The 23,868-nt window shown below is 38.0% G+C and carries 18 protein-coding genes; all 18 read right to left on the reverse strand.

Going from position 1 to position 23,868, the window contains the following annotated elements; all coding sequences use genetic code 11:
• Positions 1-116 precede the first annotated feature (116 nt).
• On the reverse strand, positions 117-5,663 hold the full coding sequence (locus V470_08050) for an endo-alpha-N-acetylgalactosaminidase (protein AHZ48366.2): 5,547 nt from the start codon (positions 5,661-5,663) through the stop codon (positions 117-119).
• A gap of 1,099 nt (positions 5,664-6,762) precedes the next feature.
• Positions 6,763-6,960, reverse strand: a complete 198-nt coding sequence (locus V470_08055; protein ID AHZ48367.1) for a hypothetical protein — start codon at positions 6,958-6,960, stop codon at positions 6,763-6,765.
• A 64-nt stretch (positions 6,961-7,024) separates the two neighbouring features.
• A complete protein-coding gene (locus V470_08060) occupies positions 7,025-8,077 on the reverse strand; it encodes a galactofuranosyltransferase (GenBank protein ID AHZ48368.1) in 1,053 nt (350 codons plus the stop codon).
• A gap of 27 nt (positions 8,078-8,104) precedes the next feature.
• Entirely contained in the window at positions 8,105-9,208 is a 1,104-nt protein-coding gene (locus V470_08065; protein ID AHZ48369.1) for a UDP-galactopyranose mutase, read from the reverse strand.
• A gap of 13 nt (positions 9,209-9,221) precedes the next feature.
• Positions 9,222-10,220 (reverse strand): acetyltransferase, encoded by a 999-nt coding sequence (locus V470_08070; protein ID AHZ48370.1) that lies wholly within the window; start codon positions 10,218-10,220, stop codon positions 9,222-9,224.
• A 1-nt stretch (position 10,221) separates the two neighbouring features.
• On the reverse strand, positions 10,222-11,637 hold the full coding sequence (locus V470_08075; protein AHZ48371.1) for a polysaccharide biosynthesis protein: 1,416 nt from the start codon (positions 11,635-11,637) through the stop codon (positions 10,222-10,224).
• Between the two features lie 154 nt (positions 11,638-11,791).
• Entirely contained in the window at positions 11,792-12,745 is a 954-nt protein-coding gene (locus V470_08085) for a glycosyl transferase (protein ID AHZ48372.1), read from the reverse strand.
• A gap of 1 nt (position 12,746) precedes the next feature.
• Positions 12,747-12,941, reverse strand: a complete 195-nt coding sequence (locus tag V470_08090) for a hypothetical protein (protein AHZ48373.1) — start codon at positions 12,939-12,941, stop codon at positions 12,747-12,749.
• A gap of 125 nt (positions 12,942-13,066) precedes the next feature.
• The gene (locus V470_08100) at positions 13,067-14,161 is read right to left on the reverse strand and encodes a glycosyl transferase family 1 (GenBank protein ID AHZ48374.1); all 1,095 of its coding nucleotides are present in this window, start codon (positions 14,159-14,161) and stop codon (positions 13,067-13,069) included.
• Between the two features lie 7 nt (positions 14,162-14,168).
• A complete protein-coding gene (locus V470_08105) occupies positions 14,169-15,005 on the reverse strand; it encodes a lipopolysaccharide cholinephosphotransferase (protein AHZ48375.1) in 837 nt (278 codons plus the stop codon).
• A gap of 89 nt (positions 15,006-15,094) precedes the next feature.
• A complete protein-coding gene (locus V470_08110; GenBank protein AHZ48376.1) occupies positions 15,095-16,312 on the reverse strand; it encodes a polymerase in 1,218 nt (405 codons plus the stop codon).
• Between the two features lie 19 nt (positions 16,313-16,331).
• A complete protein-coding gene (locus tag V470_08115; protein AHZ48377.1) occupies positions 16,332-17,126 on the reverse strand; it encodes an exopolysaccharide biosynthesis protein in 795 nt (264 codons plus the stop codon).
• Between the two features lie 214 nt (positions 17,127-17,340).
• Positions 17,341-17,976, reverse strand: coding sequence for a multidrug MFS transporter (locus V470_08120; GenBank protein ID AHZ48378.1), 636 nt, complete (start codon positions 17,974-17,976; stop codon positions 17,341-17,343).
• 55 nt (positions 17,977-18,031) lie between these two features.
• Positions 18,032-18,715 (reverse strand): tyrosine protein kinase, encoded by a 684-nt coding sequence (locus V470_08125; protein ID AHZ48379.1) that lies wholly within the window; start codon positions 18,713-18,715, stop codon positions 18,032-18,034.
• A 9-nt stretch (positions 18,716-18,724) separates the two neighbouring features.
• Positions 18,725-19,417, reverse strand: a complete 693-nt coding sequence (locus tag V470_08130; protein ID AHZ48380.1) for a capsular biosynthesis protein CpsC — start codon at positions 19,415-19,417, stop codon at positions 18,725-18,727.
• Between the two features lie 8 nt (positions 19,418-19,425).
• Complete coding sequence (locus V470_08135; protein ID AHZ48381.1) at positions 19,426-20,157, reverse strand: tyrosine protein phosphatase; 732 nt, start codon at positions 20,155-20,157, stop codon at positions 19,426-19,428.
• 1 nt (position 20,158) lies between these two features.
• A complete protein-coding gene (locus V470_08140; protein AHZ48382.1) occupies positions 20,159-21,604 on the reverse strand; it encodes a LytR family transcriptional regulator in 1,446 nt (481 codons plus the stop codon).
• Between the two features lie 191 nt (positions 21,605-21,795).
• A complete protein-coding gene (locus V470_08145; protein AHZ48383.1) occupies positions 21,796-23,757 on the reverse strand; it encodes a peptide ABC transporter ATP-binding protein in 1,962 nt (653 codons plus the stop codon).
• Positions 23,758-23,868 lie beyond the last annotated feature (111 nt).

Genomic DNA, 23,868 nt, shown 5'->3' on the forward strand with positions numbered 1-23,868 from the left:
GTACATGAGTAAGCGGTATCATTTCTCCTTTGAAAAAGGAGAGAACCAAGAGGTCCTCTCCGGCTGTTTGATCCTATTTGATTCGAGATCTTTTGGATTTCTAAAACCAAATCTGTTTAGTCTTCTTTTCGTTTTGTCGTAAGAACAGCAGCAGATAAAGCGATACTCACACTTGCTAAGAAGAGGGCTACTTCTGAGCTGTGCTCCCCTGTAGCAGGTAGTTTTTCTTCATCTTTCGCTCCCGGAGTTTTGGTCTCAGCTACTGGACTTGGAGTGAGCGGGTACTCAGGTTTTTCAACTGTTGGAGCTGCTTGATCTCCAGCTGTAGCCAATACACCTGTGTAGGCTGGCTTTTCATTTACCAAGGCCTCAACTGCATTGACTCCACCTCTATACTCTGGAACTTCATTTGCAGCCGCTAGGACCGCATTGGCTCCGCCTTTGTATTCTGGTAATTCGTGAACCAAGGCTTCAACCGCATTAACGCCGCCTTTGAACTCAGGGACTTCATGTACAGCTGCTTCTGTTGCATTGACGCCGCCTTTGAACTCAGGTACATCAAGAACTGGTGGTTGTTCTTCACCCTTGCTACTTGTTGGAGCATCTGGTTTCGTAGCAGAATCTTTTAATTGGTTGAGATAGTCTGCGAAGTAGGCCACCATTCTTTCCGTCAAGAGATGGTTATCCGTCGCATATTTCATGCTCGCCTGAACTCCAGCTACTTCCTCTTGATTGTCTTTGTCTGTTAATTTCTGCGCCTTAGCCAAAGCTGCTTCATAGCCAGACATGTCAAGAGGTGTTTCTGCTACTTGTGGACGGGTAAAGATGAGTTCCGCTGCAGATTGGTATTTATCGCCACCATCTCCGTAAGTCTTGGTACCAGTAAGGACAATTTTCTTAGCCTTGATTGTCTTGCCAAAGTCAATGTCTTTTGGCTTGTTGTTATTTGGCCAATCTGTTACGTTAAAGGTATGTTCCTTACCAGACTCATCTGTGACAACCAGTTTCACATCACGCAAGTTTCCATTTGAATCAGAGGCACGTGGAACATAGCGAAGTCCAGTGATTTCAGTTGGTTCTTTCAAGACCATGGTTGCAGGCTTGCCTACATCTCCACCATTCCAAGATGTATGCCATAGGCTAGATACATTACCATCAAAGGCATTCTCAAGACCTTCACCTGGTTGAGCTGGCGCATCCAAACTTTCAAAGTCTTCTGCTACCAGAGCTGTTTTCTTCTGAACCAAAGCATTCTTCAAGGCTTCAATCTTGGCAATCTCTGCACGCGCTTCTTCCACGCTAATGTCATCATCTGCCTGACTGAGGTTAAAGACCGCCTCTTTCAAAGCATCCATAGACTCTTTCGTATAGTTGGTCATGGTAACCGTTGGCAAGTAGTTCTTCAGAGCATTTTCTGTCAACATCTTACCTGTTAGGGTAATTTCCTCGATGTGAAGATTGTCCATCATGAAGTCGTTATAACCACGGAAGTTTGCATTTCCACCAGAATCACCACGAGTATTGCTTGCATTTCCAGTTGAGTAGATACCTACCCAAGTATCGCCTGTTTCTGCACCTGTCACGAGGAAGGTTACTTTCTTGGCTTTCTTAGAATCTGTCCAAGTATTTGGCAATTCATGCATTTCCAAGTTGCTTGCTTGACTACCACGACGACCTGACTGGAATTCTCCCTTACCGACTACAAAGGCATAGGTATTGTCTGATCCTGCTTCGTATTCAAAAGTTACACGATAAGTCTTACCTGCCTCAAAGCGGAAGTTTTGCGGAATAGTTTGGTAAACCAAGTTACGACGGCTCACTAGTCCATTTGTCTTCAATGACCAATTTCCTTCGATAACATCATCGACTTTCTTACCATTCCAACCACGCTGTGTATATGGATCGTGTTTTTCAGACAAGTGAGTGCGGTTGTCTTCGACACCTTCGACACCGCCCACTACAAATGGGAAGATTCCTTGAGCTACATTTTCAAAGTCTTGTTTGAAGGTTCCTTGACCTGTATCATGCTTGTCTCCGTACATGCTTGAATTGTTTTCAAAGGTACGAATTTCATCAAAGTAAGTTGCTTCATCACCAGCTTCACGACTCAATGTCAGAGTGACATTTGATACGTCAGATCCAGTTGTAAAGAAGGCGTACATATTTTGGAAGTAACTTGTATCGTCAACTGTAGCATTTTCACGACGATTGTTATGAGCATAAGCTTTGATATAGTTGAGAGCGAGTGACTTATTGGTATAAGTAGTCACTTCTTTTTCGCCAGTATTCACTGTGATACTTGCCTTAGCATTACTACGGTTATCGACACCAACATAAACCGCATACTTGGTATTTGGTTTCAAGCCAGTCAGTTTCTGAGTAAGGCTGACCTTGCTCTTATTGCCTTGGATACGAAGCATATCGTTTGCACCCTGTGATTTGACAATTTCTGCCTTGGAAGCATCACCTGAAATGGTCCAGTGTTTCAAGGTTCCGCTGTTAAATCCTTGGTCGTAGATGTGCATGCCTTCGCTCCATGACATTTCAGGATTGGTTTGTTTTGAACGGTAAAGAACGTATGGTTGATTTGCTAGAAGGTCTAGGGTAATCTTGCCATCTTTTACAGTTAGTTCTTGCTCTTCTGTTTTACCTTGGTCAGTTAGCTTGTAAAGGTAAACCTTGCTATTTGCCCAATCACTCGGAAGGGTCCAAGTTGTTGCACCGGCCTGCGTATTGAAGTAGTACATCTTTTCCTTTTCAGTAGGAAGTTTCTTACCATTTGCATCCCAGTTCCAAGGAGTCAAGTAAGCTGAACCATCTTGGATGACACGTCCATTGAGCGTTACTGTACGTTCGCGGTATTGCGGGCTATTGACATCGTTTGACTTACGAGTCACAACAACCTTGTTACCTGCTGCATCGACTAGCTCAACCTTCATTTCTGGAGTCCATTTATAGGTGCTACCATTATCGGTCATGGTAACTGGTGTACCATTTTCCCATTTACTTACAGTGAAGTGTTGGAAGTACTTAGTCATGACGTCATGGGCAAAGAGGTTAGTCACGTAGCCATTGTAGTCGCTTCGTCCTTGCCAGCCTTCAAAGTCTTTCATGCTGTAGCCACCTAGAAGTGGGTAGTTGGCTGCACCACCGTAACTTCTGTAGTCCCCAACCCATGAATCTTTTTGGTGGTTGCGGATAAAGCGTGTGATAGCACTGTTGATACCTTTATTAGTGTAGCCACCATAGGTCAAGTCAGCTGCCCAGTGTTGGAAGGTAGAGTCGTATTCACCACCATGACCCCACTCGATCGCAAAGCGCCAGCCTTGTTTGTTGATTTCTTTGGCAAGAACGTGGGTAGCCCAGGCACCGTTATCACCTGATTGGCCATTGCCCCAAACATCCACATAGATAAAGTCGAGACCATCACCAAGTTTTTTCTTCAAGTCTTCCCAGCGAGCTAAGCGTCCATGCGCCAAGTCATAAGCAGCATCAATGTTGATACCTTGGTCTAACCAGTTCCAACCATAGCTGTAGCTTCCATCTGGATTCTTACGAAGAATATTTTCATTAAAGTACTTAGACTCAGGATAAGTCTCAGAAGCGTTCACGTGGATACCTAGATGAGCTCCATATTTCTTCGCTTTTTCAATCAATGTCTTGAAGTCTTCGACACCACCAATACGTTTACCAATATCAGCATAGTTCAAGTGACCAGAGTCGTGACCTTCACTACCATAACCTTTAAGGAGAACACCTTGCCCAAGACCATCTGTGTGGAGATTGATCTTCTTGATACCATCCAAGGTCATAAGGAATGGGTTTTGTGCTTGAGAACCAAAGTTCATCGCGATACGGTAAGCAGTGATATCCTTAACTTTTTCCCAACCTTGAGGGTTGTTCATGATGCTACGATAAGCAATGGCACCATCTTGCCAATCGACTTTGTTGTCAGCATTGGCGTCTTCGGTGATAACAACCTTGGCACTTGGAAATTCCTTGGTGTATTCTGGGAAAACAATGCCCTTATAAGCTTTTTCCCATTGCCATTCAGAACTTTGGATTCCCACATAGTTTGTATTTCCAACAGTTTGTTTGAATGCTGTCAAACGAGTCCAGTCATTCGAACCACCACCGTAGCTGTTTTGAGAGTTACTCCAAACACCTGCAGCAAGCTTATCTGTAGAAACAAAACCATACATATAGCCCTTAGACAAATCTTTCATTGGATTGGTTACAGCAATATGTTCATCTCCACTGATATGAGTGTTGTTTGACATGGTTGCCCCGTCAAACTTAGCTCCAGTTTGGTCGCTTGAAACTGACACAAGTGAGTTTCCTAAGAAATTGATAGAGGAGAGAAGTTTTCTTTCATCATCAATCTTCTGACCAGGAGTAACTTGATTGTGGTTGACAATCTTGGTCACATCAAAGTGCAATTGATTGTCCACAACTTGCAAGCGTACTGTCATATCTGCATTGATGAAATTCTTCTCGTCACGAAGTTTCATCAAGTACTCTGCAGTAGTATCATTGATCTTCTTATAAGTGACTTCAGGTGTAATTTCGTGATTGTTTACCAAGATTTTCTTAAGTTGTTGAACTTGTCCTGGCAAAGTATGCCCATTTAAAGTGTATTCTTTCACACGAGGAAAGGCTTGGTCAATTACCGCTTTCAGAACTGTTGACTGGATAGTGTCATAAGATACTTTACTATCGTCAACAATGTCTCCTTTTTCTTTCTCCACAGGAGTATCATCTGCTTTTACGCCTTCTTGATTGTCTGTTTTAACGCTGACAACCGTACGGTCATTGCTATAAGTTCCCGCCTTGAGAAGGATTTTCTTCTCATTTTTAAGATTTTCATTAACAGCAGCTGGCAAAGTAACCGTATCAAAAAGTTTTACATCATTATTTGTTGCATTCAGCTGACCATCTGATTTTAGGCTAATAGTCAGATGATTCACTGAGCCGTTTACTGGTGCAGCTACACGGTTGCCTTTATACCATGTGCTATTACCTGGAGTTTTGTATTCCCAGAACCAGCCACCTTGGTCATACCCAACAAAAACATTGTTCTTGGTATCTTTAAATTTCAAGAAGACACCAAAGCGTGATTTGCCCTTTTCAGAATCATCTTTGAAGGTTAAATCAACCGTCGCATTTCCATTAGCATCAACTGTCAATCCTTGTTTTTCAAACAAGGCTGGTTTGCCATCATTGTCATTTTGGGCCGTTGAAGACAATTGATTGTAGCGAATACCCTTTTCTTCACGAATAGTGACGGTTCCTTGTTGCTCTTTATTCGCTACCGTTTGCCATTCAGGAATTACTGTCTTAGGTGTTTCAGGTTTAGCAGCTGCAGGTTTATCCTCTTTTGGTTTTTCTTCAGCCGGTTTCTCTTTCTCTTCCAAGTCTGCTGGTTTCACACTTGAAATTCCCTGTATGTGGTCTTGAATCCATTTTAGTTGAGCTGGTGAGAAGAGAATGCCTCCACTCCGTTTTCCAACTACACCATTTTGGTGAACACCGACTAGTTTGCCTTCTGTATCAAAGACACCGCCGCCACTAGCACCCGGTTTTCCTCCTTGGTAACCAATTCCTTGGACACCTTCTCCGTATGGTTCCGCAAAATCAACTGTAGTATTGACAATCGGATTCAATTTTCCTTCTGGATAACCAAAGACATGGAGTTTATCTCCAATTTTCTTAACAACTGGCTTTTTAGTTACTTCAACAGGCGTATTTTCGAGAACTGTACGCAATCTCACTAGGGCCAAATCATTTTTGAAGCCTTTCAGGTAGCCTTCACGATCCCAATGAATAATATCTTTCTTGCTAAACTTGACATCTGGCAATCCTGGATATGAGATGCTATAGATATCTCCATCCCCTTGGTCATTATCCACAACCTTACGGATATTGCCGTCTTGGCTATCCTTGATAAAGTTGTGAGAAACCGTCAAGACAAGGTCTTTAGCAACGACAATACCGCTACCTTCTCCTGATGGCGTCTTGATCTTAACAGTCGCGCCATAGTTTAATTCCCCATTGGTAGTCTTAGCCACATCTTCTGGGACGAGCTTGCCAGTATCTTGGGCCAATTGATCCTTGTTAACTTCGCGCCCATTGTCTTCAGCTTTCTCCAACTTATCTTCTAATTCTTTTGGCAGATTGCTTGGCTTTTCAGACTTTTCTTTTTCTTGAGCCAACAACTCTTCTTCTGTTTGTGGGCCTTCAGTAGTCTCAGCTGAACCAGGATTCTGAGCGGCAGCTTCCTTGTCAAAATCGTGCCCCTCATCACTAGCCTTCTTATCCAAATCAGCTAGTTCACTCGGCAAATTATCTGTTGAACCAACTCTTGCTTGATCTGCTAAGACTGGAGCAGCAGCAAAGAAAGTCGCCCCAATCATTACCGAAGCTACTCCAAGCGTAAACTTACGAATACTGAACTTACAGCGTTTTTCAAAAAATCGTTTATCCATGAACTCCTAAATCCTTTCATTTTCCAGTAAGCGTTTACATTTCTTTTTTAAAAAATACTCCTTTCTCTGAAAGTGCTCTGCTTAACTGTTATAAATAAAAATTAATTGTACTTTTAATATAACAAATAAAAAGGCAGAAAGCAATAGGAAATAGGTAAAATTCACTAAAATTTTCTCTTTTCTGAAAAATTCTATCTCTCATCATTCAGGGACTTATACAAAGATAAAAAAGGACTTAACCATCATATCGATGGCTAAATCCTTTACTTTTTTAAAGTTATTTCACATGGTTTGCGAGATCTTCTTGGGCCTTTTTATTTGACTCTTCTTTTTCTTTCAACCATTTTTCTTGAGCTTTTTGGTATTCTTCTGTTGTCTTAGAAGTGTACTTATAAGACTGACGATTGATATTTGTGCCTACTAAATAAGTAGTAGAATCTTGTTGGGTATAATCGTGTTCCCGAACCACCTGCAAGAATAATACCTTTCATAATGAAGTAATCTTTCTAACGAACTGATCAATGAGTAGCTTCAAATTCTTACTTCAATTTAGAAATGGCCGATTTCAGATAATCTCCACTTCGAATCGCTACTCCTACTTGTCTGGCATTAGCCGACAGTTCCATGTAATCTTGATCTGTCAAATCGTCTAATGCCTTTTGGAGGTCATGTAGAGAATCAATTGCTATACCACATTGCTTATCTAGCACAAAATGCGCAAGGGCAGACTCTTTCCAAACAACTAGAGGAAAGCCCGAAGCCAAATAAAGAGAAGCCTTGTGGGAGTTGTTAATACGTAGGTAATTTCCGAAAGAACCTTTGCAAGTTTCTGAACTATCACCATCCCACACCAAACCAAAACTACCTTGAAGAGCATTTGGGAGGTCATCTGGCATAAAGGAACCAAAGTAGGTGGTATTTTTCAATGCACGACTTTCATCGTACCCCATTCCATAGAGATTATAGGCTGGCTGTTCTGGCAAATTATAAAGATAGCCTGATTTTGTTGGAATTAGATTTCCGGCGATGATAATCGCTTCTTCTTTTTGGGGAACATTTTTTTCCTCAAAGTTCGGAATCAGATAGTCAAAAATCTCCAAGCTAACCATTTTATCTGATGGTACGCCTTGAATTGTCAAGGCATTTTTCATGATATCATTATGAACGATAATGCCATCCACTGATGTAAGAGCTGCCTTCTCTTGGAAGTAATTTCTCACTTTATGACGAAGTTTCACTGCTGAATTTCCTACATGACGCAAGGTTTCAACATCATGGATCACAAGATAGAATTTGACTCCTCTATTTTGCGCCTGCTTAATGAGTTGTGAGATGAAAAATGTATGGTGTATAATCGGGAACTGAATCAGCAATTCATCTCCAGATCCTAACTGATCAAACACAGACTTGATTGCCCGATATTTGTGTTGCTGAGCTTTAAAGAAATTCATCTTATACCAATTCTCAACCTTGAGTTCCAACCCCTTATAACCCTCTGAGACTAGAATAGCTTCCACGTCATTTCGTGCCTTATTTCCTGCATTCTTTTCATATTCATTACTCAGAAATGAATCCTTCAGATAATATTTCACCTTTTCTCCCCTTTATCTGTGATGTTCTTAGATACTCCCTAGTTCTTCCTCTACCACATCCAATGCACGTTCGATTACCACATGCATATCGTAGTATTTATAATCTGCTAAACGTCCACAGAAAATAACCTTATCATTCTGTGCTGCTTCTTCTTGATATTTAGCAAAGATAGCATTATTTCTCTCATCATTGATTGGATAATAGGGCTCATCTCCACGTTTCCAATCAGCTGGGTATTCGCGAGTAATAACCGTTTTCTCCTGAGTACCATACTCAAAATGTTTATGCTCAATAATGCGAGTATAAGGAATCTCACGTTCTGTATAGTTTACTACAGCATTCCCTTGATAATTTTCTTCATCCAAGACTTCATGTTCAAAACGAAGGCTACGGTATTCCAACTCCCCGTGTTTGTAGTCAAAGTACTGGTCAATCATCCCTGTAAAGACAACTTTTTCAGCTGATGCTTCTAGCTCTTCACGATTGGCAAAGAAATCAACACCAAGCTCTACTTCTACATCGCCAAGCATGTTTTCAATGATGACGTTGTAACCCCCAATTGGAATACCTTGGTAACGGTCGTTAAAGTAGTTGTTATCAAAGGTCAAACGCACTGGGAGGCGCTTGATAATAAATGGCGGAAGGTCTGTTGCAGAACGTCCCCATTGTTTTTCAGTATAGCCCTTGATCAACTTTTCATAGATATCTGGACCAATCAACTTGATGGCTTGTTCTTCCAAGTTCTTGGGCTCAACATCTTTCATATCCGCCGTTTGCTGGGCAATCTTGTTCTTGACTTCTTGAGGAGTCTTGGTACCCCACATAGCATAGAAGGTATTCATGTTGAAAGGAAGATTGTAGAGGCTACCCTTGTAGTTAGCCACTGGTGAGTTGATGTAGTTGTTAAATTCAGCAAATTGATTGACATAATCCCATACTTTCTTATTAGAAGTATGGAAAATGTGGGCGCCATACTTGTGAACATTGATGCCCTCAACATTTTCACAGTAGATATTTCCACCAATGTGATCACGCTTGTCAATCACTTTTACTTTTTTACCGCGTTTTGTAGCTTCGTGTGCGAAGATTGCTCCAGACAAACCAGCACCAACGATAAGATAATCGTACATAGTGTTCTCCTTTTTATAATTTGACGATTCGATTGAAGTAAGGAATCTTCATTAACATTCCAACAATAATAAAACTAACACTTAAAGTAAATAGAGCAAAAAGTAAATATGCTCCTACAAAATTAAAACCAAATATCCTTTCCCACAATTTCATAATATAAGTGTGTATTATGAAAACTCCCATTGTTTGATTAGAAATGAAAACAATCCATTCGTTTCGGTTTTCATTCAACGTAAGCGTGAGGATAGTTAGAAAAATTCCTAGAGTACTGACTTTTACAAATAAAGTATCATAAAAATATTCAGCAAAAAGATTATGGTAAGTATTCTTTGCTAAGAAAAACAATATAATTGGTGAAATCAATAACAAAAGTATGCTAACTATTTTCATCCAATTTTTAAATCTATATTTGAGGTTGTCTATATTGAATTGCGCTATATAACCACCTAAAAGGTAGTAGAAAAACCAAGTCCATAATCTAAAAGTTTGCATAACATGAGTTTGTATAGGCATCTGAAGGAAAATATTTGCAAATTCAACTATAAACCCAATTGCCACCAATAAAGATAGAATGTATACATATTTTCTTTTAGAGTTTATAACTGTTTTCAAAACAGGCAAACATAAATAAATAAGAATCAGCGAACCAAAAAACCAAAACTGAAAGAAATACCCTTTTTGTAACAGAGAGCCTACAATTTTTTTAATTGGATTAAACGCAAAGTCTCTTTTAAAGAGCCAAACGATAATGTTCCATGATGACACTGTTATTAGAATCCATTTGACTTTTTGAAGTATGTAAGGATAAGTTATTTCCCTTTTGCCTAACAATAAATAACCATTGACCATAAAAAACAAGGGAATGGAGTAGGTACCTAAATAATATAGATATGCCAAAAGATTCCATGATCCTGTCTCTTTAAATCCGCCCATTGTTGTATGGAGTAAAACGACCCCAATACACGCAAGCACTTTTAATAAATCTAGGCTGATATTCCGATTTTTTTGCATTCTAGTTTTTCCTAATTATTTGTTTTAATTCTTTTACATCTACCACTTTCAAAGATAGAATTGCAAAAAGATAAATAATTCCACCAAGCCCTGCAAACGCTAGAACATTTAGGGTTGGCGAAAAATGTATAACTGTTTTTGAACCTAGCAGAATGCCATACATGATAGCTGACGCTAGAACAATTTTTGTCAAAGATCCGATAATTGGAACTTCTTTTAGGTATCTACGGGTAAAGTATAATTGTATCGCCCATACCAACGCCTCTGTCAGAACAGATACAATCGCTGCTCCGATATATCCCAGTTTAGGAAGGAATAGTAAGTTCAAACCTACACTGATAATTGCGGGAGCTGTTGTTGAAATCATGAATTCTTTATTTTGATTGTGAGGTATCAGTATCTGAATTCCCATGATATTGGTCCAACCGATAAAGAACATACGGAAGATCATAATGGCAATTGCATAACGTGCATCCTGAAAATCTTGACCAAGGAAAAAGCTAACAAAATCATCATTGACGATTAAAATTCCTGCCATCATCGGAAAAATGACTAAATTATAAATGAGGAAGGACATTTCATGCATCTTATTGACTGCCTTATGATCACCTGTCGCTAACAAATGCGCGACACGAGGCAACATAACGCTTCCCAAGGAAGTTACCAAGGTCAGAAGGATATTTACTAATTTTAGGGCCTGGTCATAAATCCCTACATCTTTTGTAGAAGCTAAGGCTCCAAGCATGGTACGATCCAGCGTAATGTACAAAGAAATAGCTACTTGAGGAAGGAATAATAATATGACCGGCTTTAAATGATGCCTAGCATATTCTATGCTAAAATGAGAACTGCCGATAAACTCCCGAGCAGGTACCCACATACTTAGTTGCCCTAAAAGTTCAAATATGGTTAGCAAAAAAACATAGAGATATAGGTCATTTGCAGATTTGACAAAGAGGAAGATTGAAATGACTCCAACGAGTTTAACTGTGATATTTCGAACAGTAATCTTTCGAAAATCTTCTAGCCCTTGAAAGAGCCAGGAGATGTCTAAACCTTTTGAAACTAAACTCAATCCCAGAATGTAGGCTACCGGATTTTGCATAGAGGGAAGAGTCATACAAAGAAGAGCATATAAGGATATAGAAAGAACTGTTGCCCCTAATTGTAGAGTGTAGATACCCCAAAAGTTTTTATTAATCTCATTACGATGTCCTGAAATGACCTTAGTACCATAGTTAGCAACTCCCAGCGTCGCTAAGAGGATGAAGTAGGTGACAATGGAATTAAAGTATCCATACGTCCCTAAATCATCCGAAGAAAAGACCCGTGTTACATAGGGAGTCGTAATAATTGGGAGTATAATCACTAATAACTGATAAGAAAGATTGTAAGCGTAGTTTTTTAATACTTTCATTTCAAGTCATCCAATTTAGAATTAATCAGTGAAAACAAAAAGTTTGACTGGTCATACTTATAATGGTCAATTATTCTAAAAACTTCTTTCATATTTCCTCTTTCCTACATTTTTTTGACACTTGTTGCAAATTAAATTGGATCTATGCACGATACTATCGTAGCAACAAATACAATCTAGGGTTTAACATAAAAATAAGGTATTTTAGTTTTAGTTTCCATGATAACTTATTATTTTTTAACAAGTCACTCATTTCGACTCTCAACAACTCTCTATCTTTTGAAAAATCTTTTAAGCCTGAGTCAGCTTTTGCACCAATTATTACAAAACCACCTAATAATTTTTTAGCTTGCAAAGCTTGCTTTAATTCTGGACTCTGAATGTACTCTCTTTTAATAACTTCCTCATTTTTTGCAACAGCTTCAAAGAAATCATATCTTTTTTCAGTAAATGTTGAACGAACTATACTCCCTTCCCTACGATAGTAATTGTAGGTTTCAAGTGGACTGATCACGATTCTTTCAGCTAAGGCAAGGTGTTCTGCTACAACATAAAAATCCTCATAGATTTTCCCAACTGGAAAAGGGACTCGTTCCAATATACTTTTTTTATAAAGCTTAGCACAGGCAGAAACCGTTGCAACTTTGTCATCCAACATTAGTTCCAGAGCCTTTTCTTTTGTAATCGGAGCCAAATCTTTATAGTCTGAGTCTTGCAATCGATAAGAAGTATAAGCATTATATTTTGAAGTAGCTTTTACCTTTGTTGAAATCAAGTCTGCTTGATGTGTTTCCTGAATTTTCACGATTAACTCTAGAGTATATTCTTCAAGATAATCATCCGGATCTAAAAAGAAAATCCAATCTGAGTTGGCTTTTGCCACTCCAAAATTACGTGCATCAGATAAGCCACCATTTTCTTTGTGGAAAACATGGATATTTTCATATTGTTTTGCATAATCTTCGCATAATATAGGAGAATTATCTGTGGAACCATCATTTACAAGGATTATCTCAAAGTTTTGATAGGTCTGTTTAATTAAGCTTTCTATCGCAAAATGCAGATAGTCTGCAACATTATAAACAGGAACAACGATGCTGATAAACAACTTAAACGCCCCTCTCTTTTTCTTTCTTTTCAGAGTATTTCTTCAAAATCGGATTAAAAATTATTCCCAAAGCAAAGTTAGTCCTATAATTTAAGTAAGACAATCTGTCAAATTTTTTCGTAGGAACGTATTTATATGAGCTTTGCTCAAGCTTTCTATATAGTTCCTTTAACGACCTTTCCGAATTATTGACCATCCATGACAACCAGTACTTCAAATTTTTTTTATCATTCGGAAGGACTTGTTGAAAAGACTCCAGCCCTTTTGAAATGTAGTCCTGAATATTACAACTGGGCATTACAATTGTTAATAAACAATCCTTCATCTTATCTCATAAATCGTCTCAATTAGTTCAATCCACTGCTTGAGAATTTTTTCCTTATCGAATTTATCCATATTATCCATGGCATGATTGGAGAAGGAACTTCGCAAGTTCGAATCTTCCATCAATTCAAGTATTCTATCACTCATTTTATCGGTATCATAACAATCAATCAGATAACCATTGACCCCATCTTCAACAATCTCATTTGGTCCTGTTGGACATCTGAAACTAACAATTGGGAGGTTGTATTGTTGAGCTTCCAGTAGAACTAGAGGTAAACCTTCATAACGAGAAGTCATGACATAAATCCCTTTATCTCCATAAATCAAATCTTGATTTTTTTCGAGTCCTTTTATAACTAACTTATCCTGTAAATCATATTCGGTGATGAAATTTCTGATTTTGTCCACTTCATCTTGATTGCCGGAACCGTAGATTTCCCAAGTCCAGTCAGACCTTTTCACAAACACTTTTTTCGCGACTTGAACAAGATAATCAAATCCTTTTTGATAATCAAAACGGCCAACCGTCACGATTTTAGTTGAATTTTTATTATAGGAGATATCTGAAAGAGAAGCCTCTTTCCAATTATAGATGTAGCAAATCCTTTCTTCAGGAACACTGTATTTTTTTATATAATTTTCACGGTCTTCTTGAGTAAGGGTCACGAGTTTATCAGCAAATTTCGCTCCAATATACCTTTGTATCTTCTTAACTTTAGTATCAATATCTACTATAGAATTTGTATGGTCGCAGGAAACAAATTTTGTTTTCAAACCAATTGTGCTTGCTACACCAACTGTATTCATACTCATTCCGATTCCAAAAACAATATCAATGTTCTCTTCTTTCAGATAGTTTCTCAACAACTTGACCGCTTCGAGAAAATTTTTACTCATAGATATTTTCTTTGATGATAAATTTTGATATCGAACCGATTGTTTCAGCGAGAAGAAATTGTTTTCTGTAGAAATCATCGAGAGAAGATGAACTTCATACATAGTTGATAACTCATTTGCAAGGCTGGTTGCTACTTTCAGTCCTCCATCTGTTCTATCGATACTCCATTTCACTAAAGCGATTTTTTTCATCTTTAAACTACACTTCCCCTTCATTTTCACCCAGTGATATAATCTCGTAGTGGTGAAGAGTTCTTTTGTCTTCTGGTGGCAATTGCATATAATCCGCTCCGTAAATGGCTGTTAAATATTCTTTGTATTTGCAAGGACAACAAAGTTTAAGATCTTCAAACTGTAATAGGACTGGTTCTCCAAAGTAATCACTCGGTACTATCTCTTTTAATTTGTAAGCTCCCGTATAATTTCCTGCATAAGCTTCATCAAACGAATATTTTTTTATCGTTTGTAAATATTTTTTCTGAGCCCATGTAAAGGAAATAATCTTCTCAATATTAACAGCATTCGCAAAAGCAATAATTATCTTTTCAATGAATGGTCGATTTTCTTTTTTCTGATTCACCAAACTATTGAATTGCGAGAGTTGAACCATCATCCTTGCGTACAAGTATCTCAAAGAATGAATTTTTTTCTTTAAAGCGTTAGAGGGCATACCATCTAGCGGGAAAATGTCTATCCACAAACTTTCTACCAATTCTTCTTTACTATAATTCATGATGATTTTTGTAGAATCATCTCGAATCACAGAGAAAGCTTTTTTATAGTTTAATGTATCTTCGCTTAAAAACTTGTAGTTTTCCGGCAAGACATTTGAAGCTATTTTTTTAAACTTTTCGTAATCTTCTCTCGGCATACCGATATCGATGTCATCATCCCAAGGTATGAAACCTTTATGACGTACCGCTCCTAACAAGGTCCCACCTAGAGCATAGTAGGTTAGGTTATTTTCTTCGCAAATATTAATAAACTCTTTCAAAATAGATAAAATCTTATCTTGAATGATTTTGATATCCGACATACTTTCCTCCTATATAAATAAATCGAAATTAAACCGTCGTCTCAGTCTATGCTCTTTTAAGTTCTCGTTAAATACTTCTTACCATTTCACTATACGATTTTTTCAAACGAACGTCCCCCTTGATCTTCATCGCTTTCATCAGAAAACTGATAATCCGAGTTTATTAAAACACCTACTAATATCCAAAAAATATTGTTATGAAGATAGAAATTCAAATCATCAATCATAGAGTGAAAACTCATTAATATCAAAATCAGAGCAAGAATCCACTGGCGTTTCTTAATGACTTTAAGTAGTGTCAAAGATAGAACTGAGACCATTAATCCCAGGATGAGTAGGCCAAATCTCTGTAAAATTTGGACATACAAATTGTCCACATACAGATAGGTCTGATAGTTTCTAACACCTTCAACAGTCAGACCATTCCCATTCCAGTAAACTGGTCGTCCAAAAAATCCAAAACCATAGAGATTTAAAGATTTATTAGCCAAGTATATCCGACCACCTAACATATGATTCACTTTAAAAAGAAGATCATTGATAAAAGAATGACTTGAATTGAGATAGGTAACGGAGACCCAAAAACTAATAACTGCATTTACAATAAAGGTTGGTTTAAAAACTTTAATCACATATCCTAACTTTGAAAATAGTTTCGGAAACCATTTTATTAACAAACTGCATGCCAGCAATACACAGGAACTATAAAATGTTAAACGAGAATCCGTTTGATCATATACCCAATAAACTGATAGAGCTAACAGTAGCCATTGCCAGTATTGGATTTTGTTTTGCTTTAAATAAAACACAATAGCAACTATATTCATCAGTAAAACCGAAGGAAATAGAGCATATCTAAAGCCTAGGTAGGCCCGTACTCGAGGACCAGAAATTTCTATATAATTCGTTATTATTCCTAATCTTGCGCTTATGATAACAAAAAACAACAAGCACATACTAACGACTAATGAAGTTTTCGCCACCTTCTTAAAGGGAATATCTCGTAAAGTATAAATAAATAATATACTTACAGGAAGTTCTGAACTGAGAGATGTCATTTTCCCCACTATAAAATAAATTAAAATCGTTGCAAACAAACCAATGAGAGTTCTATAATCATATTTTCTCTTAAACGACTCTTTTATAACCAAAAGAAAGAGGGAAAAAGCTATCGCCAATTTATAAACTGTTCCAGGCAGATACCGAGCATAAAAAGTTACATTTAATATCGAAACCGTTAAAAATATCCCTAAAGCAACAAGAGCCAAAAGTTCTGGTACAGATTTTATTTTTAGTACTAATTTCATTCTTATTATTCATCCCTATCTAAAAACTCTGTCCATATTTTTTTCCAAAGAATTTTGCTTGTAAAAAGGACCTCCCTTTTTGAATCAAATCAATTTTTTCCATATAAATGAACGGAATCTCTTTTACCCGCAAATCTTGTTTTGCCAACCAAACATTGAACAAGCGTTCACTGATACGACCAAATAATCTAGCGTCAAAAGCAGAATAGTCTGTAATGTCCAATCTTCTATAGAGTTCATCGATAATTGGGAACAACCATTCACAATAGGCTGCTACATTTTCTTTGGACATGATAAACATATTGAACATATAGCCACTGCGTTGTTTCATGACCTGTTCAAAAGCTTCGATATAATCCGGTCTCAACTCGCTAACAATCTGGCGTGTCACGTCTAAATGATTGACATCGTGAGTATGTGCATAGTGAGAGTATAGCGTTTCAATGTAATATTTCCGTTTTTTAGGAACGATAACATCATAATTCGACATCAAGTTTTTCACTTCTGATTTGGAAAGAATAATGTCATCCATACTAATTGCTTCTCTATATGAGTGTCGTTTTGATGTGAAATATCTACGGTAATGTACCAATCCTAGATAATCACATTCTAAATTTTTCCAAGCCCAATATAATCCTGTTAATTCACAATAATAAGGATTAAGGTGAGAAATATGAACTCCTTGATTATCTGGTTGATAACCTAAATCTTCCTTACCCTCACTACCAACTTGGATAGGGATATACAAGTCCTTATCCTCTGGCATTTGAAATCGTTTATGTGTTGCAACTATGATTCTATACGTTTTAGACATTTCTATATCCTAATTCAATTCCCTTCATCCATAACTAGCTCAACTACCTTTTAATCAAAATTGTAATCATTCTCTATTAAAAAATATCCAACCAAAATAGATTATCACTAAAACTATCTTGACCCAAAAAGATAAAATTGAATACCAAAGATATCCTTTTTGTATTCAATTTTATCTTTATATATTTCACTTTATGCCGACTCAGTTTGAATTCTCAATGAGCTCCTTCACGGGATAACACTCTTCTAATGGTCAAAAAGAAGATTTTGATATCTAACCGTAAAGACTGATTTCTAGGATAATATAATTCCATCTCACAACGTTCAGGATAATATACTCCACTCCTACCAGAAACTTGCCATATCCCTGTAATCCCAGGACGAACAGACAATAAAGTTTCCTGTTCATCCTCGGTATATTCATCTAGTTCATTTTCAAGAATTGGTCTTGGACCAATAAGACTCATATCACCTAGTAATACATTTATAAACTGTGGAACCTCATCAATACTTGTTTTTCTTATAAAGTCTCCTATATTTGTAAGTCGTGGATCCTCATTTGGTGGCAATTTATAGCTATTCTTTTTATACTTTTCATAAAGTTCCTTATTCGAAATCAGAATTTCTTCTGCGTTCTCGACCATCGACCTAAACTTAATGATTTTAAATTTTTTCCCTCTGAGACCTGCTCTGCACTGTGTAAAAAATATACTTCCTTTGTAACCTTTCATTTTATAGATTACAAAGATGACCAGAGAACAGGGTAAAACTATAAATACCGTTCCAAACAAGCCGATAAATACATCCATAGACCTTTTGAAGGCAATATAGATGATCTTGTTTTGTTTCACCTAAAACTCCCCCTTGTAATAATCCCCTTAGATAATTTTCCAACTACAAGATTCCCTACTTTTTCCCATAGTTTCCATATGCTCCATAGGAGCCATATTTTTCAACTGAAGTATTAAATTTATTTAGAACTACTCCTAGAAATGGTTTGCTTGTTTGTTCGAGTTGTTCTTTAGCTTTTTGGACATCACGACGATTTGTTTCACCAGCCGCAGTTACTAAAACAGAAGCGTCACACTGCTGCGTGATAATCGCCGCATCGATAACAACTCCAATCGGGGCAGTATCTACAACGATGTAGTCAAAGTACTTACGTAAGGTGTCAATCATGGTCGCAAAATTTTCACTTTGTAACAAAGCTGTTGGGTTTGGTGATACAGAACCCGCTTGAATGACAAACAGATTTTCAACATTGGTTTCACATAAACCTTGTGATAGGTCTGTTGTGCCTGACAAGAACTCTGTTAGGCCTGTAATCTTTTCCCGTGATTTAAAGACACCTGACATGACTGAATTACGAATATCCGCATCGATCAACAGTGTCTTATAGCCCGCACGCGCGAAAGCCCAAGCAATATTGGTAGAAGTTGTTGATTTTCCTTCCCCTGGTTTGACAGACGTAATAGAAATCACTTGCAAGTTATTCCCACTCAATTGAATATTGGTGCGAAGGGCATTATAGTACTCTTCTGCTTTTCTTGCCTGATCCAGTTTTTTATGTGCAATCTCTAACGTTGGCATTTTTCTCTCCTATTTCAATTTATCCAAATTTGGAACTACTCCCAATAGTGCAATTTGCAACACGTCCTCAATATCTTCTGGACGTTTCACTCGTGTATCCAAAATCTCAACAAGGAGAACTGTGACAACCATCACAACCGCTCCCGCAAGGAATCCAACCATGGTATTGCGACGAATATTTGGTGAAGATGGCGATGTTGCTGGGCGTGCTTCTTCAAGCGTTGTCACATCCGAAACGCGAGTGACGCTGATGATCTTTTGAGCCGCAACCTCTCTCAAAGAGTTGGCGATACGGCTAGCTTCCTCAGGTGCACGGTCTGTAACAGAAATCGATACAATACGCGTATCCACTGGAACTGTTACCTTGATTTTACTAGCTAGACCTTTTGGAGGGAGTTCTAGTTTCAAATCAGTCGCAACCTTCTCTAAAACATCTTGCGAGAGAATGATTTCACGATAGTCTTTTACCAAGTAAGATCCTGCTTGCAAGTCTTGGTTAGTCAAGCCAGGCTTATCTCCCTGATTACGATTGACCACATAAATTCGGGTCGTACTCGTAAACTCCGGCTTCACAATAAAACTACTGTAGGCAAATGCTACTGTCCCTGTCACGAATGCTACCAAAGCAATTAACAATTTTCGTTTCCAAAGGATTTTAAGCAAGTGAAATACATCGATTTCCATCATATTTTGTTCTTTCATTTTTTCTCCTAAATCAATTGATCCATTATTATTTTTCGGGGATTATCCTTAAAAAGTTCCTTAGCCTTATCTTCACTGTATTTTTGGGCAATGATATCATAGGCTTCCTCCATATGAGGAGGTCTGTGATCCAAGTTGTGCATATCACTTGCTATCACGTGAACCAGATCTCGTTCCAAGAAATACTGGGCTCTCTTTTTCATAAATTTATAGGTTTCTCCGAAGAGTTTTGGTTTCAAAACATGAGAACTATTAATTTGAGTATAACATCCCATATCAATCAGCTCTCGAACGCGCTTTTCATTGTTTTCTAAAGCATCGTAGCGTTCAATGTGGGCAATGACGGGTGTAATGCCTAACATTAGAATATTACTCAGCCCCTTATGTATATCCCGATAAGGTGTATTCATACTAAACTCAATCAAAGCATAGCGACTATCGTTAAGCGTTGGGATTAATTTCTTTTCTAACTTCTCAACAACATCTGGCGTATAGTAGATTTCTGCCCCATAGGCAATAATTAAGTCATTCGCAACTTCCTTAGCCATTTCTCGCACCTTCAGAAAGTTAGTTGCGATTTTTTCTTCAGGAGTTTCGAACATCCCTTTTCGTCTATGCGAAGTGGAAACGATTGTCCTCACTCCTTGACTATAGGCCTCTCTTAGAAGCTTTTTACTTTCCTCTATCGACTTTGGACCATCGTCCACATCAAAAACGATGTGCGAATGGATATCTATCATGCTACTTGCCCTCCATCACATCATTGATAGCAGCTTTCGCAGCGGCCAAACTACTTTCATCAATTTCCATCATGTAGAGGTTACTATCTGGCATAGCGTATGAAGGAAGATCCGTGCGTCCAGTTCCCTTCAAGTCTTGAGAGTTGACTTTGTAGCTCCCACCACTCTCCAATTGAGTATTAACCAGATCCATCATGGTTTCCAAAGGCATATTGGTCTGAAGAGAATCTTGCAATCCCTTGATGATGTTATCGTAGTTTTTTAAAGCCTCAGTTGACGTCAACTTCTGAATAATAGCTACAATAACCTTTTGTTGGTTCCGACCACGATCTCGATCTCCATCTGCTAGAGAGTAGCGCTCACGGACAAAACCAAGAGCCTGCTCAGAGTCTAAATGAACATTCCCAACAGGATAATACTTCCCGTTAGTATGTGCTGTAAACTCCTGATCATTATAGACATCAATTCCACCTAGAAGGTCAATCAACTTCAAGAAAGAGGTAAAGTTTAAGCGCACATAATAGTTAATATCCACTCCATAGAGATTTTCCAAAGTATGAATTGATGAGTCCACTCCATAAATCCCCGCATGAGTCAATTTATCCTTTTGATTATTTCCCCCATCCGCAATCGGAACATAGGAATCTCGAGGCGTTGTAGTCAGAAGGATTTTCTTGGTATCTCGGTTCACAGTCATTAGAATATTCACATCTGAACGCGAAACGGAACTAATCGGACCATAGGTATCAATACCACTCACATAAATATTGAAAGCTTTATTCTTCGATACCTTTGGTGCCGCAACATCCTTAGTTAATTGTTTTGTATAGATTTTTTTGATTTTTGAAGCATAATCTGGATACTCTGCTTCAATGATATTTTCAAAGACACTATTTAAGACAATCGCTTTCGTTTCGCCAGAAAGCAGACTCTTATAAGCTGCTAGATAAGAAGCACTCTGTTCAACTGTCAAGTCTTTACTCTGTGTCGTCTTAATATCCGCCACCAACTTTTGGATATTATCATTATCTGTTTCAGTCGGACCTGTTACACTCTCTAACTGAGTCACATTATTGATTTCACTATCTTTCAAAACGACTACACTCATCGAATACTCTGAGTAGTTTGAGGTCGCATTGATATGATTGGTAAAACCGACAAACTGTTGCAAAGCATAAAGAGAAACGGAGCTAACTACGATAGCAAGTGTCAAAAAGAAAACCGTAAACTTCTCGGCTTTTTTATACACTATCAGAAGGATTGCAATTATAGCAGAAATGAGAATAAGAACCGCAGTAAGGATATTGAGGTACCGAAAAGCTAGGATATTATGTTTGAAAATTAAGAACAACAAAAAACCACTCAATAACAAATAAATGGTTGCTAAAACTATATTAATATTTCGTTTTACATTCCCTAAACGAGCTCTCTTTGAACGTCTACTCATGATAATCCCCTATACACGTTAATAGTTATAAATATTATATCACAATCATGATGGAAATTCCATCCATCCTTGCTATTTTCAGCGTTTTCATTCGCTTTTGTTCTCTTAAATTGCTCTAAAATATGGGCAAAGTTCCGAATGCCATTCTACACAAAAAGACAAGGCGCTCAGGGGCAACCTTGTCTGTAATCTTATTTTACGTGGTTTTCAAACTCTTTTTGACTCTTTTCGATAGCCTTTTTACTTTCTTCTTCCCACTTAGCCTTGGCTTCATCAAATTGTTTCTTGGTAACAGGGTCTTTTTGTAATCTCATGTACTTATAATTATTTCCGTCACCCTTGATTCCTACTAGAGAGTAGGCACGTGTAAACGGAGTTACTTTGGTTACAGAGGCTGTACCACCATTTGACATAGCAGACATGACTAGAGAATTGTCAATCATCCAAGCTTGAGCTTCAGCGTATTTTTCATAACGCTTTGCAACATCTTTGTTCTCAGCATCTGCTTCTTTTAGAAGTTTCGTATAGATATCGAGCCCCAAACTCTTAATGAGCTCTTGGTCTTCTTTGGCATCAAGACCAAAAATCTTGAGATAGAAGCCAGTTTCAGCATTGAAGGGATCTAGATAAGTTGATGGATCCTGGTAATCACCAACCCAACCATCAAAGTTTAGGTCGTAGTCACGAGCTGCTGGATTTGGTGCTAGGAAGGCAACATTTCCAAAGTCATCTGTAGAAAGCTGTTGAACATCAATGACGATATTGTCAGAACCTAGTACTGTTTCAAGGGTTTGTTTAACCGAGTTCATACCAGAGACCGCATTTTTATTTGTCTGATCAACAGGGACATCCAAATGGATTGGAAAAGTCACGCCTTGAGCTTCCAATTCCTTTTTAGCTTCCGCAAATTTTGCTTGGGCCTTTTCCTTGTTGAAGTAAGCATCTTGAGCATCTGCCAAATTGATACCTGACCACTCAGTTCCGTAGTCCACAAGCTTAGAAGCTGTTACTTCTCCAAAGGTCTTATCTCCCACCTGGACAAATGTTGGGGGAACCAAAGTATTACGAAGGGTTTTGCTCGCTGCTTCTTCACCGTTAGATTGAGCAGAGTAGGCTGTTCGATCAATTCCAAAGTTGATAGCCTGACGGAAATTTTTATTTAAGATAGCTGTTTGAGCTGATTTCTTTTGTTCGTCCGTTGTTTTAGCGGTATGATTATAGGTTTTGCGGTTGACGTTAAAGTTAAAGTACCAAGATGTCTTGTCTTGTAAGCTATAGACGATATTGTCTTGGTATTTTTCTTTTGTCTTAGCATAGTTCGAACTATTTGGATAGACTCCTGCAATCGAGTAAGCACCACTTTCAAAGTTTCGAATGGTCATCTCCTGATCTGACCCATCAAAGTAGGCTAACTTAACTTTTTCAATGGTTACTTTATCATGGTCATAATAGTGTGGATTCTTCACATATTCGATCGAAGATTTTGATGTGAAATCTTTTAACAAATAGGGACCATTATAAAGGATACTGTCTGGTGTCAAGGTACCAAAGTCTTTATCTTTTGATTTCAAAAACTCTTCGTTGACTGGGAAAAGAATACTATTGGTTGTCTTTGAGTTCCAGTACGGCTCTGGTCGAGTCAAAGTGTACTCGACTGTGTAATCATCCAAGGCTTTGACACCGACAGTTGAAAAGTCATTGGTCACACCCGTCACATAGTCATTCAATCCCTTGATTGAATTTTGGATCAGATCCATGGCTTGCCCCTTATTGTCCGCGGCATATTTGATCCCAGTGACAAAATCCTGAGCTTTGACTGAAGCGTATTCCTCACCATCAGCCGTATACCACTTGGCATCTTTTCTAAGCTTATAGGTATAGGTCAAACCATCTGATGAAACAGACCAATCCTCCGCAAGAGCAGGTACGAGGTTCCCATAGCTGTCATTTTCTAACAAACCATCTACAAGATTGGTAATAACGGCAGTGTTATCTGCATAATAATCTAGGAGATAGTTAAAAGTTGTTGGATTCGCACTAAATGTTGATGAATAAGTGCTAGTATCTGTGTTGGACTGTCCACATGCAGAGAGCAAAATCCCTGTCGCTAAGACAAGACCTGTCCCAATCAGTCTTTTTTTCATTTCGATCATTATTCACTCCTTTATGTCACTTTTTATAACATAGCCATATTTTATCAAATTTATTCAAAAATGTAAAGTTACTGCTTTTATGACAACTGGTGTCTCAAAACAAAAAAGGAA

Source organism: Streptococcus sp. VT 162 (assembly GCA_000688775.2).
GTDB lineage: Bacteria > Bacillota > Bacilli > Lactobacillales > Streptococcaceae > Streptococcus.